Here is a 19,807-nt window from a genome sequence, read left to right on the forward strand (position 1 = left end):
GCCGGATCTGTTGATTGCGGGATTCATGCTGATGGCGCGACCTTTGAGAGTGCGTTGATGATCATGTCGGACGCATCGCCTCGCCGGTCGGTGAGATTACCAAGGAGTTTGAGCGCGAAGCGCATCAGCCTCGGGTGAGGGAGCCCGTGCCTGGTGCCGAAGCTCATCACACCCGGCTTCCCAATCGCCTCGACGAACAACCTCCCGAGCGTGAAATATCCGCCGTAGGCGTCCTTCAGCGTCTGAGGATAGGTCCGCAGGATCCGCTCGCGTTGCGCGGGGGTGGTGTCCCTGAGGGCCTTGGCGATGACCTCGGCGGCGATCTCCCCGGTCTCCATGGCGTAGGCGATGCCCTCGCCGTTGAACGGGTTGATCGAACCGCCGGAGTCTCCGACGAGCAGGAGGCCGCGGGTGTAGTGGGGCTGCCTGTTGAAGGCCATCGGGAGCGCGGCGCCGCGGATCGGGCCCGTCATGTTCTCCTCGGTGAAGCCCCACTCCTGCGGCATCGACCGGCACCAGCGGCGCAGCAGGTCGCGGTAGTCGATGTTGCCGAACTGTGAGCTGGTGTTGAGCAGGCCGAGGCCCACGTTGGAGGTGCCGTCGCCGACGCCGAACACCCAGCCGTAGCCGGGCAGCAGCGTGTCGCCGTCCCACAGCTCCAGCCAGGTCTCCAGGTAGTCGTCGTCGTGGCGCGGGCTCTCGAAGTACGTCCGCACGGCCACGCCCATCGGGCGGTCCTCCCGCTTGTGCAGGCCCATGCCCAGGGCCAGGCGGGTGCTGTTGCCGTCGGCCGCCACGACCAGGCGGCTGCGGAACTCGCGGCCGTCCTTGGTGGTCACGCCCACGATGTGGCCGCTGCGGTCGTCGAGCACGGGGCCGGTGACGGTGACGCCCTCCATGAGGCGCACGCCGTTCTTGACCGCGTTGGCGGCGACGATCTGGTCGAAGTCCTGGCGGGTGCGGACGAGCCCGAAGTCGGGGAACCGCTCCAACTGCGGCCAGTCGAGCTCGAAGCGCAGGCCGCCGCCGACGACGCGCAGGCCCTTGTTCCTGATCCAGCCGGGTGCGTCGATGTCGACGCCCATGTTCTGCAACTGCTTGACCGCACGGGGGGTCAGGCCGTCGCCGCAGACCTTCTCGCGCGGGAACCTGGTCTTCTCCAGGAGGAGCACGTCGAGCCCGGCCTGTGCGAGGTAAAAGGCGGTTGCGGAACCGGCGGGACCGGCGCCGACGACGATGACGTCCGCGTCATCAGTGTTCATGGTCGCGCCCGCTTCGCCACTCGTTGGCTTCGCTCTCTCGCGGCGAGCTCCTGCGCTCGAGGTATGGCTGTTGGCACGGTCACTGGACTGTCCTGTCCCTACACGCTCGAAGGCCGTGGGGTGTCGCGCCTTCGTTCCTTTGTGAACCCCTTCACAAACTTACCGGCCCGCAGTCTACTGCTTTTCCTGTACATAGTGGCAGTCGGGGTGCGGTTCTGTGATCCATGAGGACGGCGTGTCGCCTGAGGCCGCGCAGTCATGATCGTCACGCTAGCAGCAGCCCCCTGGACGATCAGAGCCCGCCCGGTGAGGCGATGCCGTCTCGAGACGCTTCCTCGCCGGGCTGCGGTCGCGCCCGAGCGAAAATCGATGATTTCCTCTGCGGAAATGGAATGCGGGCCGGCTGGAAATGAGGTTTTCGCCGCGCGGCGATTAAGCGGGCTTGAACCCCCGGTGCATGGCGACGATCCCCATCGTGAGATTGCGCCAGGCCACGCGTTCCCACCCGGCCTCCTGGATGGTGCGGGCCAGCGTCGGCTGGTCGGGCCAGTCCCTGATCGACTCGGCCAGGTACTCGTAGGAGTCGTCGTTGGACCCGAACACCTTGGCCACCTGCGGCAGCAGCCGCATCAGGTACTCGCGGTAGACCAGGTCGAACGGCCCGAACGTCACGTGCGAGAACTCCAGGATCACCAGGCGCCCACCCGGCTTCGTCACCCGCAGCATCTCCCGCAGCGCCTGGGAGGTGTCGTGCACGTTGCGCAGCGCCACCGAGATCGTCACCGCGTCGAACACCTCGTCGGCGAACGGCAGCCGCATCGCGTCACCCGCGATGAACGGCACGCCGGGCCCCGACAGCGAGTTGCCGCCGTGCCGCCGCACCCCCGTGCCGAGCATGCCGAGCGAGAAGTCGGAGGCGATCGCCCGCGCGCCCAGCGTGGTGAAGGAGTCGGTGGACGTGCCCGTGCCCGCCCCCAGGTCGAGCACGAGCTCCCCGGGCCCCGCGTCCACGGCGGCGGCCACCGCCTTGCGCCAGAGCCGCACCTGGCCGAGGGAGATCACGTCATTGACCAGGTCGTAGCGCCGGGCGGTGCGATCGAACATCGCGGCGACCTCGTCCGGCTGTTTGTCCAACTGAGCGCGCGTCATGCCTCACACCTTATTGGGGCCCGCCTGCGGGTACGCGGTCATGCCCATCCGGGACAATCAACGGAAAGTAGCAGCATGACTACCGAACGTCTGCTAGATATTGGCGAATGCTTGCCCGTGTCGCCCTTGCGGCGATCATCGCCTCGGCCCCCGTCCCGCACTCGCGCGTCGTGTCGGCCGACCCGATCGACAGCACCCCCCACGTGCTCGACGGCATCGTCAACGCCATCGTCGTCGTCGGCCGCACGGTCGTCGTCGGCGGATCGTTCAGCGAAGTGAGCGACGCCTCCCGCACCACGGTCCACCCGCGCGACAACCTGTTCGCGTACGACCTGGTGACCGGACGCGTCCTGCCCGGGTTCGCGCCGAGCATGGCCGGCCCCGTCTACGGCCTGGCGGCCGGCGACGGCGGCACCGTCTACGTCGGCGGGGAGTTCCACGGCGTCGACAACCGCAGGGCGCGCGGCCTGGCCAGGCTCAAGCTGGCCGACGGCGCCCTGGTTCCCGGCTTCCAGCCGCGCATCGGCGGCGGCATGGTGACCGCGCTGGCCAGGCAGGGTCCCGACCTCTACGTCGGCGGCGACTTCACCAGCCCGCGCCCGGCGCTGGCCAGGCTGGACGCCACCACCGGCACGCCCGACGCGGGCTTCGACATCGAGCCTGGCGCACCGCTGACCTCGCGGGTGAAGATCTACGCGCTGGCGGTCTCCGGCCGCAGGCTCGCGGTGGACGGCACGTTCACCACGCTCGACGGCCATTCCCGCCCGCAGCTCGGGCTGATCGACATCGGCGGGGCGGCCGCCAGGGTGGCGCCGTGGCGCACCGAGGCGTACGCGCGCAGGTGCAGCAGCTCGTTCCCCTCCTACGTACGCGGCCTCGACTTCTCCCCCGACGGCCGCTACTTCGCGGTCGTCACCACCGGCGGCCCCAAGGGCGGCATGTGCGACACGACCGCCCGCTTCGAGACCTACGCCAAGGGCTCCGCCATCCGCCCCACCTGGGTGAACAGCACCGGAGGCGACTCGCTCTACGCGGTCGCGGTGACCGGCGCGGCGGTGTACGTGGGCGGCCACCAGCGCTGGCTGGACAACCCGAAGGGCCGCGACTCCGCGGGGCCGGGGGCGGTGTCACGGCCGGGCATCGGTGCCATTCATCCGAGCACCGGAAAGGCCCTCAGTTGGAATCCCACGCGGGAGCGCGGCATCGGCGTGAAGGCGTTTTACGCGCACGCCAGTGGACTACTTGTCGGTAGTGACACAACGAGACTCGGACGGGAGTACCATGCCCGGATTGGCATGTTCCCCCTGCCCTAGTCGTTGTGCGGCTTCGGCCGGTCGATCCTGTCGCTGAGACGCGCACTCATGGTGTCGCGCTGCTTGGACAGCAAGACGTAGCTCGCTATGCCACTGATCACAAATGAGATGACGATCAGCCAGAACGGGTTTTGCAGTCCTAGCAGCCAGAGGACACCCAGGGTCACGACGAACAGGCCGATCCGCGACGCGGTGTAAACGAGAACGGGACGCACGGGTTCGAGGTTACTCGGACCTGCGTAGCGGTCGCTCTTCGCATCGGACGCGAGCACTGCTACTGTTCCCAGTTAGGGAGTTTCGTAAAGAAACACCCACGAGAGCCCCAAAGAGGCTCTATCATATAACAATCGGGCAGTCAGCTGATAACAACCCGTGATCTTTGTAGAAAACCACGGATAAATCAGGCTTCGCTCGACACACTGGTTACCTGTCCGCCCGCTGGCAGGAAGCGGGATGCGAGGGGGAGAGATTGGTGGAGAGTAGCAGCGAGCGTCTGCTGACCCCAGGAGAGGTTGCCGCCCTCTTCCGGGTAGACCCAAAGACGGTTACGCGCTGGGCTGCGGCAGGCCGCATCAGCAGTATCCGCACCCCCGGAGGGCACCGGCGCTTCCGCGAGTCGGAAGTCCACGCCCTTCTCCGAGGCGAGGACGTTCTCACGGCCGACAGGCCAGCAGGTGAGTCCCCGCGCGTCTGACGTTCCGTCTAGTCGGTGATCCTGCACGGCGGGCCGCCTGAACAGCGGTCCTTCCCGCCAGGATCACCGCTGGCGGAACCCACTGTTCGCGTGCCCTCCCGGCCACACTTCCGTACGGGAACGGCATGGGGCGGCGCCAACCGCCGACCGTGGCTGGCGCCTGTCCGTTAGTCCGGCGCCTCGACTGGCCCCGCGGCACTCCCCCTGCTGCCACCAGGTCAGGCGTCCTCCTGCCTCGCCTTGAAGGCCAGGAACTCCCGCTCCAGGTCGTCGTTCTCCTCTTCCCAGCGCCGGCGGCGCAGCTCCGCCTCCTCCTCGGTCAGCGACTCCGGCAGCCACTGCTCGTAGTCGGGGTCACCCGGCTGGACCTCGACGTAGGCGTTGCCGATCAGACGGCCGTCCTGGCTGGTCAGGCTCTGCGGTACGCGCAAGGTCCCGTCCGCGAGCCGGATGACGTACATGGCCGATCACCTAGATTCCGTAGCGCCGGTTGAAGAAGAGCATGATGTCGAGCGCCATCCGCGTGTCGCCGCCGAGCATGTCCACCAGGGCCGGGCGCTGGCGCGAGGCGATGGCGGCGAAGGCGTCGGCGAAGAACTCCTTGCGGCCCAGCCCGCCCCCCTGGCGGTGGAACGTCGAGGCCAGCAGCGGGGCGGCCGAGTCGTACAGGCGCACGAACTCCGGCGAGTCCGACACCCAGTCGCCGTACGCCGCGTCGATGTCGTCGATGGCGTGGCCCACCTCGTGCATCATCACGTCGGGGGTGGGCGAGGGGCGGTCGCCCACGACGATCTTGCGGTCGCCGTACGCGCCGGCGCAGATGTCCCAGGTCGCCCGGCTCGACGGGAGCGGGGCGCCGCGCAGGTAGCCCATGTCGTCGAGGTCGGGGACGCCGCCCGGGCCGACGTAGATGCCCTCCAGGCCCGAGGCGAGCAGCTCCTTCAGCCGCTCGGGCAGCCTGGCCAGGCTCTCCACCGCCCTGATGACGTCCGCCGGCGGCGGGCCCTGCCTGGCGTCCCACTGCCGGTGCAGGATCGACTCCAGCCGTCCGCAGTGGCGCAGGCCGTCGCCCAGCGAGGGCGCGTCCGGCCGGTGGGGGCGGGCCCTGAGCGGCTCGTCGACGAGCTCGAAGTCGTCCCAGGTGTAGCGGGGGCGGTCGACCACGACGGCGGCGGGCAGGCGCTCACCGCGCTCGCGCACCGCGAACGCATCCCACCCCGCCCCGGGGCCGCGCTCGCGCCCGGTGAAACCGTCCCAGCCGCGCTCGCGGGCGTCCCGGCCTGTTCCGGGGCCGCGGTCGCGCGGTGCCGCGCCCGGGAAGCGGGTGTCCTGGCGGCCGTCGAGCGGCCAGCTCGGGCTTTCCGGTCCGTCACCACCGGGCCACATCATCGTGTCCCGCGCGCCGGACGGCCTGCCCCGCTCGCCGGGCCGCGCCGCCTTGTGGGGCTGATCGCCACGGTTCTCGCGGCCGTCGGACCAGAACGAGCGGTCGGCGTCGGGGTGCGCCTCGCCACGGCGAGAGAAGAGGTACGAGCCGCGCCGCCACCAACGGCCACGCCGATGCCGTCCTCTGTCGTTGGGTCCCCTGTCGGAAGAAAAGGCCATCGCACCCCTCAACGCCACGTGGAGCCCCATGGACACCGACGCACCGGCTTCCACCGTACGACGCCGATCTTCCGCTAGTCACCCGAAATGGGACATCAGGCAGCACGATCACGCCGAAACATGGCTTACAGTTCGGGACATGGCAGGTGTTCTGATCGGCCTGGCGCTGCTGGCCTTCTGGCTCTTCTCACTGTTCGACGTGGTCACCACCCCAGAAGACGAGGTACGGAACGTACCAAAGCCTCTCTGGATCATCATCGTCGTGGTCATCCCGCTGCTCGGCGGCGTGGTGTGGATGGCGCGCGGCCGCCCGCGCGCGCCGCGGGCCGCCTGGCCCGTCCCCCCGGGCCCGGGCGCGCCGAAGGGACCGGACGACGACCCCGACTTCCTGCGTGACCTCGACCGGCGGATGCGCGGCGACGACGTCGCCTGAGCCCTCCTAGTCCACGTCGGCGTAGCTGTGCAGGCCGTCGATGAAGATGTTGACCCCGATCAGGTTGAACAGGAGGCAACCGAACGCCACGAGCTGCACGATGGTCGCGGCCTTCCCCCGCCAGCCCGCCGTCACCTTCGCGTGCAGGTAGGCCGCGTAGGCCACCCACGTGATGAACGACCACACCTCCTTGGGGTCCCAGCCCCAGTAGCGGCCCCAGGCCCTGTCGGCCCAGAGCGCGCCCGCGATCACGGCGAACGTCCACAGCGGGAAGGCGAACACGATCGCCCGGTGCGCCACCTTCTCCAGGTCGGCGCGGGACGGCAGCCGCGACTCCCCTTCGCGCCGCACCAGGTAGAGCACTCCGGCGACGCCGGCCAGCGTCAGCAGCCCGCTGGCGACGATCGCCGCGCTGACGTGGATGGCGATCCAGTACGAGTTCAGCGCGGGCACCACGGGACCGGCGGCCGTGTAGAACACCTTGACGGCCAGCCCGAGCCCGAGCGCCGCCGCGACCATGACGAACCCGCCCAGGAAGCGCACGTTGTGCCGGAGCTGGGTGCCGAGGAACGCGGTCACGGCGGCGAAGCAGATCGCGACCACGAACTCGTACATGTTGCCCCACGGCCACCGGTCCACGGCCAGACCGCGCGTGACGATCGCCCCGAGGTTGGCGGCCCAGCCCACCCAGGCGAGCACGAGCGCGACCACGCCGGCCTTCGCGCTCCAGCCCGGCGCCTGGGCGGCGGCGGGCGCTCCCGGCGCCTCACCGTCAACGGTGCCGGCGTCTCCACCGGACGGCGTCCCGGCGGTCCCGGCGAGGTCGGCAGGGTCGGCGGCCTCGCCGGACACCGCCGCGCCGACCGCGACCGGCTGCTTGACCTCGGCGGGCCGCGCCACCTGCGCCCTGCCCTGCCGGGTCCGGCCGAAGGCGAGGTCGATCGCGAAGAACACCATGGCGACGACGTAGAGCAGGACGGCTGCGACGACGAAAAGGTCGCTCAGCTCGGCGAGTTGCTCAGCGGACATCCTTGTCTCCTGCTGATAGAACCTTGACGATGTCGGCGAACTCCTCGGCGAAGCCCGCCGCGGAGCCCTCGGTACGGGTCAGGCCGCCCACCTCGGCCCTGCCCTCGGAGACGCGTACGAAGACCCGCCGGCGGCGGATCATGAGCGAGAGCGCGATGGCGACGACGGCCGTGGCGGCGGCCACCAGGGCGGGGAAGCGCCCCGGGTCGTAGGAGGTCTGGAGCGTGATCCACTCCTTGACCCCGGTGAACTCCAGCTTGCCCAGCCCGTCGGGCAGGTCCATCGACTGCCCCACGGCCAGCGGCTTGGGCGCGCTGGACCCCATGACCAGCGGCTTGAGCTTCTTCAGCACCTCGGGCTCGGCCAGCTCGTAGACCGACTGCGGCTTGCCCGAGCGCACGCCCAGGTCGCCGGAGAACGCGCCGAGGATCTTCACCTCGGGGTTGAGCTCGCCGGGGAAGGCCGAGGCGTGGTCGCCGTTGGTCAGCGGCACGCTGGTCGGCAGGAACTGCAGCAGGAACCCGAGCTGCGACGGCTGCGCGTCGGGCACCTTGACGACGCAGCCCGAGGTCATCGTGGCCTTCTGCTCGATCAGGCAGGGCACGGGCCCCTCGAAGGCCACCTGCCCCTTCCCGTCGGTGACCTTGAACACGGGCGCGTAGCCGTTGCCGATCAGGTACATCTGCGTGCCGTCGACCTCGAGCGGCTCGTTGACCTTGAGCTCGTAGTCGCGGGCGGGCGCGGCGGGCGTGTCGCTGACCTTGAGGTGGGCCGAGTAGTCGAGCGCCTGGCCGCGCTTGTCGCCGGCGACCTGGTAGGCCACCTTGAACTCCGACAGCGTGAACGAGAACGGCTGCAGCGACTCGGCCGAGACCTGGTTGCCGGGCATGAACCGGTCGTAGGCGGCCACGGTGTTGGCGAACCCGTCGCCCTCCACGACCAGGACGTTCCCCCGGTAGCCGAACAGGGCGCCGGCGCCGATGGCCACCAGCACGCCGAGCAGGGCGATGTGGAAGAACAGGTTGCCGATCTCGCGCAGGTACCCCTTCTCGGCCGACACCCAGCCGTCGCCGGTCACGACGCGGAAGCGCAGCTTGCGCAGCTTCCGGGCGGCCTGCTGGACGTCCAGGTCGCTGTCGAACGAGGCCGCGTGGGGCAGGCGGGAGAGGTTCTTCGGGGCCGCGGGCGGCTTGCGGCGCAGCTCGCGCACGAAGGTCGCGGTACGCGGGATGATGCAGCCGATCAGCGAGGTGAACAGCAGCAGGTAGACGGCCGCGAACCAGGTCGAGCTGAACACCTCGAAGAGCTGAAGGCGGTCGTACCACTCGGCCAGCACCGGGCTCTGCTCGTAGATCTGGGCGACCTTGTCGGGCTCGACGCTGCGCTGCGGCACCAGCGAGCCGGGCACCGAGCCCAGCGCCAGCAGGAACAGCAGGATGAGCGCCGTCTTCATCGAGGTGAGCGTGCGCCACGCCCAGCGCAGCCAGGCCACCGGGCCGAACCCGGCCTGCTTGGGCGCCTGCTCCTTCTCCAGCTCCTGGACGCTCATCAGATCACCGGCTCGAACGCGCCGATCAGCCCCTGCATGGCGGCGATCATCTCTCCCCAGAGCCCGGTCACCAGCAGCACGCCGACGGCCACCATCATGCCGCCGCCGATCCTGGTGATCAGGCGTGAGTGCTTGCGGATGGCCCGGAACGTGCGCAGGGCCCTGCTGTAGGCCAGTGCCGCGCCCACGAAGGGCAGGCCGAGGCCCAGGGCGTACGCGACGGCCAGGAGCGCTCCCCGGCCCGCGCTGCCCTCGTTGAGCCCCAGCGTCAGCACCACGGCGAGCGTGGGCCCGATGCACGGTGTCCAGCCCAGCCCGAACACCACCCCGAGCAGCGGCGCGCCCGCCAGCCCTGCGGCCGGCAGGCGGTGGATGCGCACGTCGCGCATCAGCCCGGGCAGCACGCCCAGGAAGGCGAGCCCGAGCACGATGGTGAGCACGCCGAGCACCCGGGTGATGACGTCGGCGTTGCCCAGCAGGACCGAGCCGAGACCGCCGAACAGCGCCCCGCTGAGCACGAACACCAGCGCGAACCCGGCCACGAACAGCGACGCCCCGAGCACCAGCCGCCCCCGTCTGGGGTCGGCGCTCATCCCGGTGACGTACGACAGGTAGCCCGGCACCAGCGGCAGCACGCACGGCGACAGGAACGACACCACCCCGGCCAGCACCGCGATCGGCACGGCCAGCAGCAGCGAGCCCGACGCGACGACGTCACTCATCGCGCACCTTGGTCACCGTGTTCATCAGGTCGGTGTACTTGACGGCGCCGAGCGCCCTGGCGGCGATTCTGCCCTGCTTGTCGATGATCAGCGTGGACGGGATGGCCGCGGGCGGCACCGTGCCCTGGAAGGCCAGCGCGACCTTGCCCGGCTGGTCGAAGATGTGCGGGTATCCGGTCTGCTCGGTGCGCTCGAACGCCTTGGCGTCGGCCTGGCGGTCCTTGAAGTCGACGCCGAGGAACTCCACGCCGCTGCCCTTGGTCTTGGCCGCGACCTCCTTGAGCACCGGCGCCTCCGCCCGGCACGGGCCGCACCAGGAGGCCCAGAAGTTGAGCACCACGACCTTGCCCTTGTGCGCGGCCAGCGAGGCGGTGGCGCCGTCGAGGGTCGGCCCTTCGACCGCGGGCGCGGGCTTGCGCTCGGCGGCCTCGAAGACCTGCATCTTCCCGTCGCCCGCGACGAACCGGGTGTCGCCCGCCTGCGGCTGACCGCCCTGGTTGCCGGCGCAGCCCGCGGTGACCACGGCCAGCGCGGCCAGGAGGAGAACGGAGGGGAGGGACTTGGCGCGCACGGAGGAAGATCTCCTTGTACTACAACCGGTAGAGCTTGCAACTCTACCGGGGCGACCGCACGCTCCGGACATCAGGCCCCGGGGAGCGAGGGCCCCGTCTCCAGTGATCCGGCGGGTTCGCTGTAGCCGATGCTGATCAGGCGGTCGCCGTCGAAGGTGAACGTGGTCAGGCTGGCCAGCGCGCACTGCCGGCGGCGCGGATCGTGCCAGAGCCTGCGGCCCTCGGCGGCGCACCTGATGGCCCAGATGGGGAGCTGGTGGCTGACGAGCACCGTCTCGTGCCCGCGCGCCGCCGCCCTGGCCTCGTCGATCATCGACTTCATGCGGCTGACGATCGCGGGGTACGACTCGCCCCAGGACGGGCGCAGCGGGTTGTAGAAGTAGCGGTAGTTGCGCCAGTCGCGCAGCAGGCCCATGCCCTTGCCGATGCGGCCCTCCAGGAGGTTGCCCGCCTCGATCAGGCGGGTGTCCTGGGTGATCTCCAGGCCGAGCTTGTCGGCGAGCGGGGCCGCCGTCTCCAGGGCGCGTTCGAGCGGAGAGCTGAACAGCTTGACGATGTCGCGGCCGCCGACGGCCTTGGCGACCGTCTCGGCCATGAGCTGACCTGTCTCGGACAGGTGGTAGCCGGGCAGCCTGCCGTACAGGATGCCTCCGGGATTGTGCACCTCACCGTGGCGCAGCAGGTGGACGACGGTGGTTTCAGCCATGGTGGGCACAGCCTATCCGCTCGATCGGACCGTGCGGCTCAGGCCCCCGGCCGGTGTCAGTTCACCGCCCAGGCGTTCTCCTGCTTCCTGCTCGACTCGGCCAGCGCCTCCACCATGGCTCTGATGGCCGGGCGGCGGGCCGCGTCGGTGCGCCACACCGCGTAGATGCGCCGCGACTGGCGCGGGAGCAGCGGGACGAGCCGCACGCCGGGGGGCACGCAGTCGCGGCCCAGCCGCGGCACGATCGCGCAGCCCAGACCTGCCGCCACCAGGGCGAGCTGGGTCGGGTACTCGTCGGCCATGCACGCGATCACCGGCTCCAGCGAGGCGCTGCGCAGCGTGAACACCAGCCAGTCGTGGCAGACGGTGCCGGGCGAGCCGCTGATCCACTGCTCGCCCCGCAGGGTGGCCAGCTCGATCTCCCGCGCGTCCGCCAGGGGGTGGCCCTCGGGCACGGCCACGTCGGCGACGTCGTCGAGCAGAGTGGCCTTGGACAGGCCCTCGGGGATGGCCATGGGGCGGTTCAGCCAGTCCTGGATCACGCCCAGGTCCAGCTCGCCCCTGGCGACCTCGCGGACGACCCGCTCGGGCTCGCGCTCGTTGAGCTGCACCCACAGGTCGGGGTGGCGCTGCTTGAGCGAGACCAGCGCGCCGGGCATGAGGCCGCGGACGGCGGTGGGGAAGGCGGCCACGTTGAGCCGGCCGACGACCGCGCCGCGCAGCGCCTCGAAGTCGGCCTCGGCGGTCTCGACCAGGGCGAGGATGCGCTCGGCGTGCTCGGCCAGCAGCCCGGCCGCGTCCGTCAGGCGCACGCCGCGGCCGTTGCGCTCCATCAGGCGGGCGCCGGTCTCGCGCTCCAGCTTGGCGATCTGCTGCGAGACGGCCGATGGCGTGACCATGAGCGCGTCGGCCGCCGCGCCGACCGAGCCGTACACGTGGACTGCGTGAAGGGCTTTGAGCCGGTTCAGGTCCAACATGTAAGCCAGCCTAAACGGTTTAGCGTAGAAAGTCTCGCTTGTCGTTGAATGTGTAGCAGACGAAAATAGTTGCATGAGAATCCTGAAGACGAAGAAGCAGCAGACCAGCTCCGTGTCGTACCTCAAGGTCCTCGCCGAGCAGGCTCGCGAGCAGCGCATCCGCTACCAGAAGCCCGCTCGCTGAGCCTGAGTCGGTGAGTCAGTGGACGGCGGCGGCCGCCTTCGCGGCGGCCGGCAGCGCCTCCGCGATCCGGGAGATGGCCTCGTCGTCGTGCGAGGCCGACAGGAACCAGGCCTCGTAGGCCGACGGCGGCAGGTAGACCCCCTGGTCGAGCATGGCGTGGAAGAACGCGGTGAACGCCGCGGTGTCCTGCGTCTTGGCCTCGGCGAAGTTCGTCACCTCGGCGTCCGTGAAGAAGATCGAGAACAGGCTGCCCGCCCGCTGCAGCCGGTGCGGCACCCCCGCCTTGGCCAGCGCCTCCGAGGCCAGATCGCCCACCTTGAGCGCCGCCGCGTCCACCCGCGCGTACGCCTCCGCGTCCAGCGCCCGGAGCGTGGCCAGCCCGGCCGCGCAGGCCAGCGGGTTGCCGGAGAGCGTGCCCGCCTGGTAGACGGGCCCCTCGGGGGCGAGGTCGGCCATGACGTCGGCCCGGCCGCCGAACGCCGCCGCCGGCAGGCCGCCGCCCATCACCTTGCCGAACGTCATCAGGTCGGCGTCCACGGGGTCGAGGCCGTACCAGCCCGCCGCGGAGACGCGGAAGCCCGTCAGCACCTCGTCCACGATGAGCAGCGCGCCGTTGGCGGTGCACAGCTCGCGCAGGCGCGCGTTGAAGCCGTCGCGCGGCGGGACGATCCCCATGTTCGCGGGGCACGCCTCCGTGATCACGCACGCGATGTCCGCGGCGGCGAACGCCTCCTCGACGGCCGCCAGGTCGTTGTACGGCAGCACGATCGTGTCGGCCGCCGACGCCCCCGTCACCCCGGGCGTGTCGGGCAGCCCGAACGTCGCCACCCCTGACCCGGCCGAGGCCAGCAGCGCGTCCACGTGCCCGTGGTAGCAGCCCGCGAACTTGATCACCTTGGACCGCCCGGTGAACCCCCTGGCCAGCCGCACCGCGCTCATCGTCGCCTCGGTGCCCGAGCTGACCAGCCGCACCTTCTCCACCGGCGCCACCCGCGCCACGAGCTCCTCGGCCAGCTCCACCTCGCCCTGCGTGGCGGTGCCGTAGGAGAACCCGCCCGCGATGGCGCCCTGCACCGCCTCGACGACGGCGGGGTGCCGGTGGCCGAGGATCATCGGCCCCCAGGAGCAGACGAGGTCGACGTAGCGGTTGCCGTCGACGTCGGTGATGTAGGGCCCCTGCCCCGAGGCCATGAAGCGCGGCGTGCCGCCCACCGCGCCGAACGCTCGCACCGGGGAGTTCACGCCCCCGGGCACGATGTCCTTGGCTCGGGCGAACAGGTCTTCGGACTTCTGTGTACGGCTCACCGGGCTAGGTTATCCGGCCGGGTCGCCCCCTCCGCGGTCAGTCGGCCAGCCACTCCAGGACCCGCAGCGGATCCGGGAGCGGCCTGCCGTCCGGCGGCCGCAGCCAGGCCACGGGCTGGCCGCTGGGCAGCACCGAGGGAGGAGCCAGCACGTAGCTGTCGCGGCAGTGCCAGCGCAGCCCCGGCGTGTCGTCGATGGTGGCCGGGTCGCAGTCGAGGTGGCACGACCACCACTCGTCCTCGTCCTCCGGGTTGCCCCTGGTGGCCACGTAGAACAAGACCCGGTCGCCGTTGGCGGCGACCGGGCCTGGGTGGGCGTCGGCGGCGTCGATCCGGGTCAGGGCCGACAGGCCGACGGCGAGCGGTACGTCGAAGACGTCGAACACGCGCCCCGTGGGCAGAATCACATTGGCGTCAGGCTCTGCCTGCCACCAGCGCGTGAGCAGGGCGGGGTCGGTGGTGGCCTGCATGTGCCAGGCGGGCGAGAGCGGATGGGCGCCGGGGTCGGGACAGCCGACCCGGTCGCAGGAACAGGCGCGCGGCCCGTGACGCAGCGGATAGGCGCCCGGCACGACGGGCCACCCCAGGGCGGCGTACTCGAGCACGGTCGAGATGCGTGTCGGCCGTGCCTGTTTCTGGGCCCGCTTTTTGGTACGCCGAGCCAGTGGTACCCCCACCATGGTGTCTCCCGTTCGACTCACAGCGCCTGAGGAGGCCCCGACCCCGGGCGGAACGACGGCCGCGTTGAGCGGCCTGCCGCAGGCACCTACGCACACGCGGGACACACCAGCACTTGTCATTCAACTCTAACCCACGGGCCCCACGAGTCGGCGGGAAACCCCTTGGTTAGAGCCGTCGTGCCACTTCTGTAGCCCAATATGTCAAGATCAGGTCCGCGCCCGCCCGCTTGATCGCGACCAGCGACTCCATGATCATCCGTTCCCTGTCCACCCAGCCGTTGGCCGCGGCGGCCTCGATCATCGCGTACTCGCCGCTGACCTGGTAGGCGGCCACCGGCACGTCCACCTCGGCGCGGAAGGCGGCGATGACGTCGAGGTAGGCCAGCGCGGGCTTGACCATGACCGCGTCGGCCCCCTCCGCCAGGTCCAGGCGGACCTCGCGCAGCGCCTCCTCCAGCGGGCCCGCCGGGTCCTGCTGGTGGGTGCTGCGGTCGCCGAACTGCGGCGCGCACTCGGCGGCGTCGCGGAACGGGCCGTAGAAGGCGGAGGCGTACTTGGCGGAGTAGGCCAGGATCGGCAGGTTGCCGTGCCCGGCGGCGTCGAGTGCCGCGCGGATCGCGCCCACCTGGCCGTCCATCATGCCGCTCGGCGCCACCATCTGCGACCCGGCCTCGGCCTGGGCCACCGCGATGGAGGCGTAGCGCTCCAGCGTCAGGTCGTTGTCCACGTCGCCGGACGGGGTCAGGATCCCGCAGTGCCCGTTGTCGGTGAACTCGTCCAGGCACGTGTCGGCCATGACCACGATGGAGTCGCCCACCTCGGCCACCACGTCGCGCAGGGCCACCTGGAGCACCCCGTCGGGGTCGTCGGCGGCCGAGCCGCGCGCGTCCTTCACCGCCGGGATGCCGAACAGGATGATGCCGCCCACGCCCGCCTCGGCGGCCTCGTGGGCGGCCTTGCGCAGCGAGTCGCGGGTGTGCTGGACGACGCCCGGCATCGAGGCCACCGGCTGCGGCTCGGTGATGCCCTCCTTGGCGAACATCGGCAGGATCAGGTCGGCGGCGTGCAGCCTGGTGCCCGCCACCATCCGGCGCAGCGCGGGGTTGCGCCGCAGCCGCCTGGGCCGGGAGACGGGGTACTGCGCGCTCATCTGCTTCTCCTCATCTGGCTCTCCTCCTGGCGCCCCGGCGGTTCTGCGAGGGCCGGCGCGGGATGTCGCCCGCGACCAGGGCGGCCTGGCGCTGCTTGGCTCCGAACTCGGCCACCGCGGCGGCCAGGGCGGAGGCTGACGGCTTGTCGGCCATGACGTCCACCCGGAGCCCGAACTCCTCGGCCGTCTTGGCCGTCTGCGGCCCGATGACCGCGATCACGGTGACGTTGTGCGGCTTGCCGGCGATGCCCACGAGGTTGCGCACCGTGGACGAGGACGTGAAGAGCACGGCGTCGAAGCCGCCGCCCTTGATGGCCTCGCGGATGGGCGCGGGCGGCGGGGCGGCCCGCACGGTGCGGTACGCGGTGACGTCGTCGCACTCCCAGCCCAGCTCGGTGAGCCCGGCCACGAGCGTGTCGGTGGAGATGTCGGCCCGCGGCAGCAGCACCCGGTTGATCGGGTCGAGCATCGAGTCGTACGGCGGCCACTCGGCCACCAGCCCCTCGGACGACTGCTCGCCGGAGGGCAGCAGGTCGGGCTTGACGCCGAACTCGACCAGGGCCCGCGAGGTGGCGTCGCCGACGGCGGCCACCTTGAGCCCGGCGAAGGCACGGGCGTCGAGGCCGTACTCCTCGAACTTCTCGCGTACCGCCTTGACCGCGTTCGCGCTGGTGAAGGCCACCCACTCGTAGCGGCCGGTGACCAGACCCTTGATCGCGCGGTCCATCTGCTGCGGCGTGCGGGGCGGCTCGACCGAGATGGTCGGCACCTCCTCGGGCACCGCGCCGTAGGCGACGAGCTGCTCGGACAGGGAGCGCGACTGCTCCTTCGTCCTGGGCACCAGCACCCGCCAGCCGAACAGCGGCTTGGTCTCGAACCACGACAGCTTGTCGCGCTGCCCCACGGCCTCGCCGACCACGATCAGCGCGGGCTCGGTGAACCCGGCGTGCTTGAGGTCGGCCTGGAGCCGGCCGAGCGAGGACACGACGGTGTACTGCTCGGTGGTGGTGCCGCCGCTGCTGACCGCGACGGGCGTGGTGTCGGGCTTGCCGCCGGCGATCAGCGCCTTGCCGATGGCCACGGCGTCGCCGATGCCGTTGTAGACGACCAGCGTGCCGCGGCAGGCGGCGTGCGCGGCCCAGTCCTGCTCCTGGGCGGCGTCGACGATGCGGAACTCGGGCACCGCCGTCGCCGGCGGGATGCCCGCGTAGGTGAGGACGGCGGTCGCGGGCGGCACGCCGGGCACGATCTCGAAGTCCACCTCCGCGGCGGTGCAGGCCGCGGCCTCCTCGGTGATCGAGGAGAACAGCATGGGGTCGCCCTCGACCAGGCGGACCACGAGCTGCCCCCGTGCGGCGCGCCGCACGAAGTCGCCGCCGGAGAGCTCGGCGACCTCGACGCCTTCACGGCAGTGGCGCAGCAGCGGGGTTTGCGTTTCGACGTCGAGCACGACCGCGTCGGCCTTGGCGAGCAGTTCGGCGGCGCGGAGCGTCAGCAGGTTGGGGTCGCCGGGACCCGCGCCCACGAACGCGACGAAACCGGAGGTTGGACTATCGGAGCTCAATGGGAATGCTCCCCCATCAATCTGTCGGCACCTTCGGCGATCATCTCGGCCGCTAGGAGGCGGCCCAGGTTCGCAGCCTCCGAAGGAGAGCCGGCGGCGGACTTGCGGACCGTTTCGCGGCCGTCGATGGAGACGACCACAGCGGTCAGGTTCAGAGTGTGCCCGTCATCGGCCGCGAACGCACCCACCGGAGCGGCGCACCCGGCCTCCAGGGCGGCCAGCAGGGCACGCTCGGCGGTCACCGCGGAGCGGGTCCGCCGGTCGTCGAGCACGCGCAGGAACTCGATCACGTCGGGGCGGTCGGCGCGGCACTCCACGGCCAGCGCGCCCTGGCCAGGCGCGGGCAGCAGCTCCTCGACCTCGAAGATCTGCGCGATCTCCGCGTCGCGGCCGAGCCGGTGCAGGCCGGCGGAGGCGAGCACGACCGCGTCGAGCTCGCCGGAGTGGACCTTGCCGATGCGCGTGTCGGCGTTGCCGCGGATCGCGACGTACTCGAGGTCGGGGCGGAGCGCGCTGAGCATGGCGACGCGGCGCGGCGAGCCGGTGCCGACCCTGGCCCCGGGGGCCAGGTCGGCGAACTTGTGCGTGCCCACCAGCGCGTCGCGGTGGTCGTGGCGGGCCGGGAGCGCGGCCAGCGTGAAGCGCGGGTCCTGCTTGGTCGGCAGGTCCTTCAGCGAGTGGACGGCGAAGTCGATCTCGTTCTCGACGAGCTTGTCACGCAGCGCGCTGACGAACACGCCGGTCCCGCCGAGCTGCGCCAGGTGCGCCTTGGTGACGTCGCCGAACGTGGTCACGCCGACGAGCTCGACCGCCCGCCCGGTGCGCTCGACGTAGGCGTCGGCCACCATCCGGGACTGCGTGGTCGCCAGGAGGCTGCGGCGGGTTCCGAGCCGCAACGCGCCGGACCGCGACGTCACAGCTCCACCTCCCTCACGGCCTCGGGCACCTTCGGATCCAGATTGAACAACTCACGCAGGGCTTCCGCATAATGATCGCCCCCTGGGCAGGTGGCGAGCTGCTTGACACGCACAGTCGGCTCGTGAAGCAGCTTGTCGACGACCCGCTGGACGGTCATGGCGACCTCGTCCCTGGCCCGCTCGTCGAGGTCGGGCACCCGCATGAGCAGGCGGCCCAGCTCGGACTCGACCACGCCGGCCGCCTTGCTGCGCAGCGCCACCACGGTCGGGGTGACCTTGGCGGCCCGCTCGGCGTCGAGGTAGGCGCGCAGCTCCTCGGCGACGAGGGCGCGTACGGACCGCACCGCGTCGCCCTCGTGCGAGCCGATGCCGGACTCCTGGATCGTCTCCAGGTCGACCAGCGTGACGCCGGGCACGGCGCGTACGGCGGGGTCGATGTCGTGCGGCAGCGCCAGGTCGAGCAGGAACGCGGGCCCGGCGAGCATGTCGGGCGTGACGATGTGGCGGCCCGCGCCGGTGCAGGTGATGACGATGTCGGCGGCGGCCAGCTCCTCGCCCACGGCGGAGAACGCGACCGCGCGCCCGCCGACGGACTCGGCCAGCCTGGCGCCCCGCTCGTACGTGCGGTTGGCCACGACGATGTCGCTCACCCCGGCGCGCGCCAGCGTGGCGGCGGCCAGCGAGCTCATCGAGCCCGCGCCGATCACCAGGGCGCGCCGCCCTTCCAGCTCGCCCGCCAGCGCGAGACCGGCGGTGACGAGGGAGGCGCCGTGCTTGTCGATGCCGGTGTCGGTCTGGGCCCGCTTGCCGACGCGCAGCGCCTGCTGGACCAGCTCGTTGAGGGTGGCGCCGACGGTGCCCTGGCGCTGCGCCAGCTTGAGCGCCTGGCGGACCTGGCCGAGGATCTGGCCCTCGCCGACCACCATCGAGTCGAGCCCGCACACCACGGAGAACAGGTGCTCGACCGCCCGCTCCTCGTAGTGCACGTAGAAGTGCGGCGTCAGCTCCTCGACCGGGACGCCCGTGTGCACGCCCAGGAGGTCGCTGATGGCGGTGACGGCGGCGTGGAAGCGGTCGACCGTGACGTAGACCTCGACCCGGTTGCAGGTCGAGACCACCATGGCCTCCGCGACGCAGGGATCCTGCTGCACGTCGTGCAGCAGCTTGACGAGCGCGTCACCCGTCAGCGAGACCCGCTCCAGCAGAGCCACCGGCGCGGTGCGGTGGCTCAGTCCGATAGCCAGAACACTCATTGACTGTCCACCGCCATGAGTGGCCCCCCAGCCTTGCGTTGCTCGTGGAACGCGAGAATCTGCAGTTCTATGGATAGATCGACCTTACGGACATCGACGCTGTCGGGCACGGTGAGCACGACGGGGGCGAAGTTCAGGATGCTGGTGACGCCCACGGCGACCACGCGATCGCACACTTCCTGCGCCGCTGCCGCCGGTGTCGCCAGAACCACGATCGAAACTCCCCGCCGTTTGATCACGGCTTCCAGCTCGTCGATGTGCTCCACATTCAATCCCGCGATGGTGTCGCCCACGACTTCGGGGTCGGCGTCCACGAGCGCCGCGACCCGGAAGCCCCTGGAGACGAAGCCACCGTAGTTGGCCAGCGCGCGGCCGAGGTTACCGACTCCGACGATCGCGACCGCCCAGTCTTGCGTCAGGCCGAGCTCGCGGGAGATCTGGTAGACGAGGTACTCAACGTCATAGCCTACGCCGCGCGTGCCGTACGAGCCGAGATGTGACAGATCCTTGCGCAACTTGGCGGAATTGACCCCGGCGGCGACGGCCAGGTCTTCCGAGCTGACGGTCGCGATGCCCCGCTCGGCCATCCCGTGCAGCGCCCGGAGGTACAGCGGAAGCCTGGCGACCGTCGCCTCGGGTATACCGCGGTCACGGGGCTGGGACGGGCTCTTCACGTGCCGGTGCTCCAGGGTAGGGGCGGCTTGGGGACCGCGTGAACGGAATCGAACCGTCTTTCAGGTTAAT

At 70.9% G+C, this 19,807-nt stretch carries 21 protein-coding genes; 3 read left to right on the forward strand and 18 right to left on the reverse strand.

The genetic code is table 11. The features are described 5' to 3' along the window. Positions 1–23 precede the first annotated feature (23 nt). Positions 24–1,262, reverse strand: coding sequence for a geranylgeranyl reductase family protein (locus HD593_RS55480; protein WP_185110858.1), 1,239 nt, complete (start codon positions 1,260–1,262; stop codon positions 24–26). Positions 1,263–1,694: 432 nt separating this feature from the next. After that, on the reverse strand, positions 1,695–2,411 hold the full coding sequence (locus tag HD593_RS55485) for a demethylmenaquinone methyltransferase (protein ID WP_185110859.1): 717 nt from the start codon (positions 2,409–2,411) through the stop codon (positions 1,695–1,697). A 107-nt stretch (positions 2,412–2,518) separates the two neighbouring features. Between HD593_RS55485 and HD593_RS55490 the strand changes: the two genes are divergently transcribed. Next, positions 2,519–3,724 (forward strand): hypothetical protein, encoded by a 1,206-nt coding sequence (locus tag HD593_RS55490; RefSeq protein WP_185110860.1) that lies wholly within the window; start codon positions 2,519–2,521, stop codon positions 3,722–3,724. Here HD593_RS55490 and HD593_RS64125 read toward each other — a convergent pair. Next, positions 3,721–3,939 (reverse strand): DUF4229 domain-containing protein, encoded by a 219-nt coding sequence (locus HD593_RS64125; RefSeq protein ID WP_185110861.1) that lies wholly within the window; start codon positions 3,937–3,939, stop codon positions 3,721–3,723. The genes HD593_RS55490 and HD593_RS64125 overlap by 4 nt on opposite strands. Before the next feature lie 257 nt (positions 3,940–4,196). On the opposite strand from HD593_RS64125, the gene HD593_RS55500 reads away from it, so the two are divergent. Then, entirely contained in the window at positions 4,197–4,418 is a 222-nt protein-coding gene (locus tag HD593_RS55500) for a BldC family transcriptional regulator (protein WP_026214226.1), read from the forward strand. Positions 4,419–4,636: 218 nt separating this feature from the next. Here HD593_RS55500 and HD593_RS55505 read toward each other — a convergent pair whose 3' ends face one another. After that, positions 4,637–4,879: a hypothetical protein gene (locus tag HD593_RS55505; RefSeq protein ID WP_185110862.1), complete on the reverse strand. Its 243-nt coding sequence runs from the start codon at positions 4,877–4,879 to the stop codon at positions 4,637–4,639. A 10-nt stretch (positions 4,880–4,889) separates the two neighbouring features. Beyond that, on the reverse strand, positions 4,890–6,023 hold the full coding sequence (locus HD593_RS55510; RefSeq protein ID WP_185110863.1) for a hypothetical protein: 1,134 nt from the start codon (positions 6,021–6,023) through the stop codon (positions 4,890–4,892). Positions 6,024–6,162: 139 nt separating this feature from the next. Between HD593_RS55510 and HD593_RS55515 the strand changes: the two genes are divergently transcribed. Continuing rightward, positions 6,163–6,456, forward strand: coding sequence for a PLDc N-terminal domain-containing protein (locus HD593_RS55515; RefSeq protein ID WP_185110864.1), 294 nt, complete (start codon positions 6,163–6,165; stop codon positions 6,454–6,456). 6 nt (positions 6,457–6,462) lie between these two features. Here the strand turns inward: HD593_RS55515 and ccsA are convergent, their stop codons facing one another. The 13 genes from ccsA to HD593_RS55580 form a co-directional block, all read right to left on the reverse strand. After that, complete coding sequence (gene ccsA, locus HD593_RS55520) at positions 6,463–7,485, reverse strand: cytochrome c biogenesis protein CcsA (RefSeq protein ID WP_185110865.1); 1,023 nt, start codon at positions 7,483–7,485, stop codon at positions 6,463–6,465. Further along, a complete protein-coding gene (gene resB / locus HD593_RS55525; protein ID WP_185110866.1) occupies positions 7,475–9,034 on the reverse strand; it encodes a cytochrome c biogenesis protein ResB in 1,560 nt (519 codons plus the stop codon). Before resB ends, ccsA begins: the two co-directional genes overlap by 11 nt. Further along, positions 9,034–9,756, reverse strand: coding sequence for a cytochrome c biogenesis CcdA family protein (locus HD593_RS55530; RefSeq protein ID WP_185110867.1), 723 nt, complete (start codon positions 9,754–9,756; stop codon positions 9,034–9,036). The genes resB and HD593_RS55530 overlap by 1 nt, the downstream gene beginning before the upstream one ends. After that, positions 9,749–10,327 (reverse strand): TlpA family protein disulfide reductase, encoded by a 579-nt coding sequence (locus tag HD593_RS55535; RefSeq protein ID WP_185110868.1) that lies wholly within the window; start codon positions 10,325–10,327, stop codon positions 9,749–9,751. Before HD593_RS55535 ends, HD593_RS55530 begins: the two co-directional genes overlap by 8 nt. 71 nt (positions 10,328–10,398) lie before the next feature. Further along, positions 10,399–11,034, reverse strand: coding sequence for a histidine phosphatase family protein (locus HD593_RS55540; protein ID WP_185110869.1), 636 nt, complete (start codon positions 11,032–11,034; stop codon positions 10,399–10,401). 56 nt (positions 11,035–11,090) lie between these two features. After that, on the reverse strand, positions 11,091–12,011 hold the full coding sequence (locus HD593_RS55545; protein WP_185110870.1) for a LysR family transcriptional regulator: 921 nt from the start codon (positions 12,009–12,011) through the stop codon (positions 11,091–11,093). Positions 12,012–12,210: 199 nt separating this feature from the next. Further along, entirely contained in the window at positions 12,211–13,500 is a 1,290-nt protein-coding gene (gene hemL / locus HD593_RS55550; protein WP_185110871.1) for a glutamate-1-semialdehyde 2,1-aminomutase, read from the reverse strand. Positions 13,501–13,537: 37 nt separating this feature from the next. Next, positions 13,538–14,179: a bifunctional DNA primase/polymerase gene (locus HD593_RS55555; protein ID WP_185110872.1), complete on the reverse strand. Its 642-nt coding sequence runs from the start codon at positions 14,177–14,179 to the stop codon at positions 13,538–13,540. A gap of 166 nt (positions 14,180–14,345) precedes the next feature. Further along, positions 14,346–15,329, reverse strand: a complete 984-nt coding sequence (hemB, locus tag HD593_RS55560; protein WP_185110873.1) for a porphobilinogen synthase — start codon at positions 15,327–15,329, stop codon at positions 14,346–14,348. Positions 15,330–15,339: 10 nt separating this feature from the next. Beyond that, on the reverse strand, positions 15,340–16,854 hold the full coding sequence (locus tag HD593_RS55565) for a bifunctional uroporphyrinogen-III C-methyltransferase/uroporphyrinogen-III synthase (RefSeq protein ID WP_185110874.1): 1,515 nt from the start codon (positions 16,852–16,854) through the stop codon (positions 15,340–15,342). Between the two features lie 35 nt (positions 16,855–16,889). Continuing rightward, positions 16,890–17,810, reverse strand: a complete 921-nt coding sequence (gene hemC, locus HD593_RS55570; RefSeq protein ID WP_185110875.1) for a hydroxymethylbilane synthase — start codon at positions 17,808–17,810, stop codon at positions 16,890–16,892. Further along, positions 17,807–19,063 (reverse strand): glutamyl-tRNA reductase, encoded by a 1,257-nt coding sequence (locus HD593_RS55575; RefSeq protein WP_185110876.1) that lies wholly within the window; start codon positions 19,061–19,063, stop codon positions 17,807–17,809. Before HD593_RS55575 ends, hemC begins: the two co-directional genes overlap by 4 nt. Continuing rightward, positions 19,060–19,737: a redox-sensing transcriptional repressor Rex gene (locus HD593_RS55580; protein WP_185110877.1), complete on the reverse strand. Its 678-nt coding sequence runs from the start codon at positions 19,735–19,737 to the stop codon at positions 19,060–19,062. The genes HD593_RS55575 and HD593_RS55580 overlap by 4 nt, the downstream gene beginning before the upstream one ends. Between the last annotated feature and the right edge of the window lie 70 nt (positions 19,738–19,807).

It is taken from the genome of Nonomuraea rubra (assembly GCF_014207985.1).
GTDB classification, from domain to species: domain Bacteria; phylum Actinomycetota; class Actinomycetes; order Streptosporangiales; family Streptosporangiaceae; genus Nonomuraea; species Nonomuraea rubra.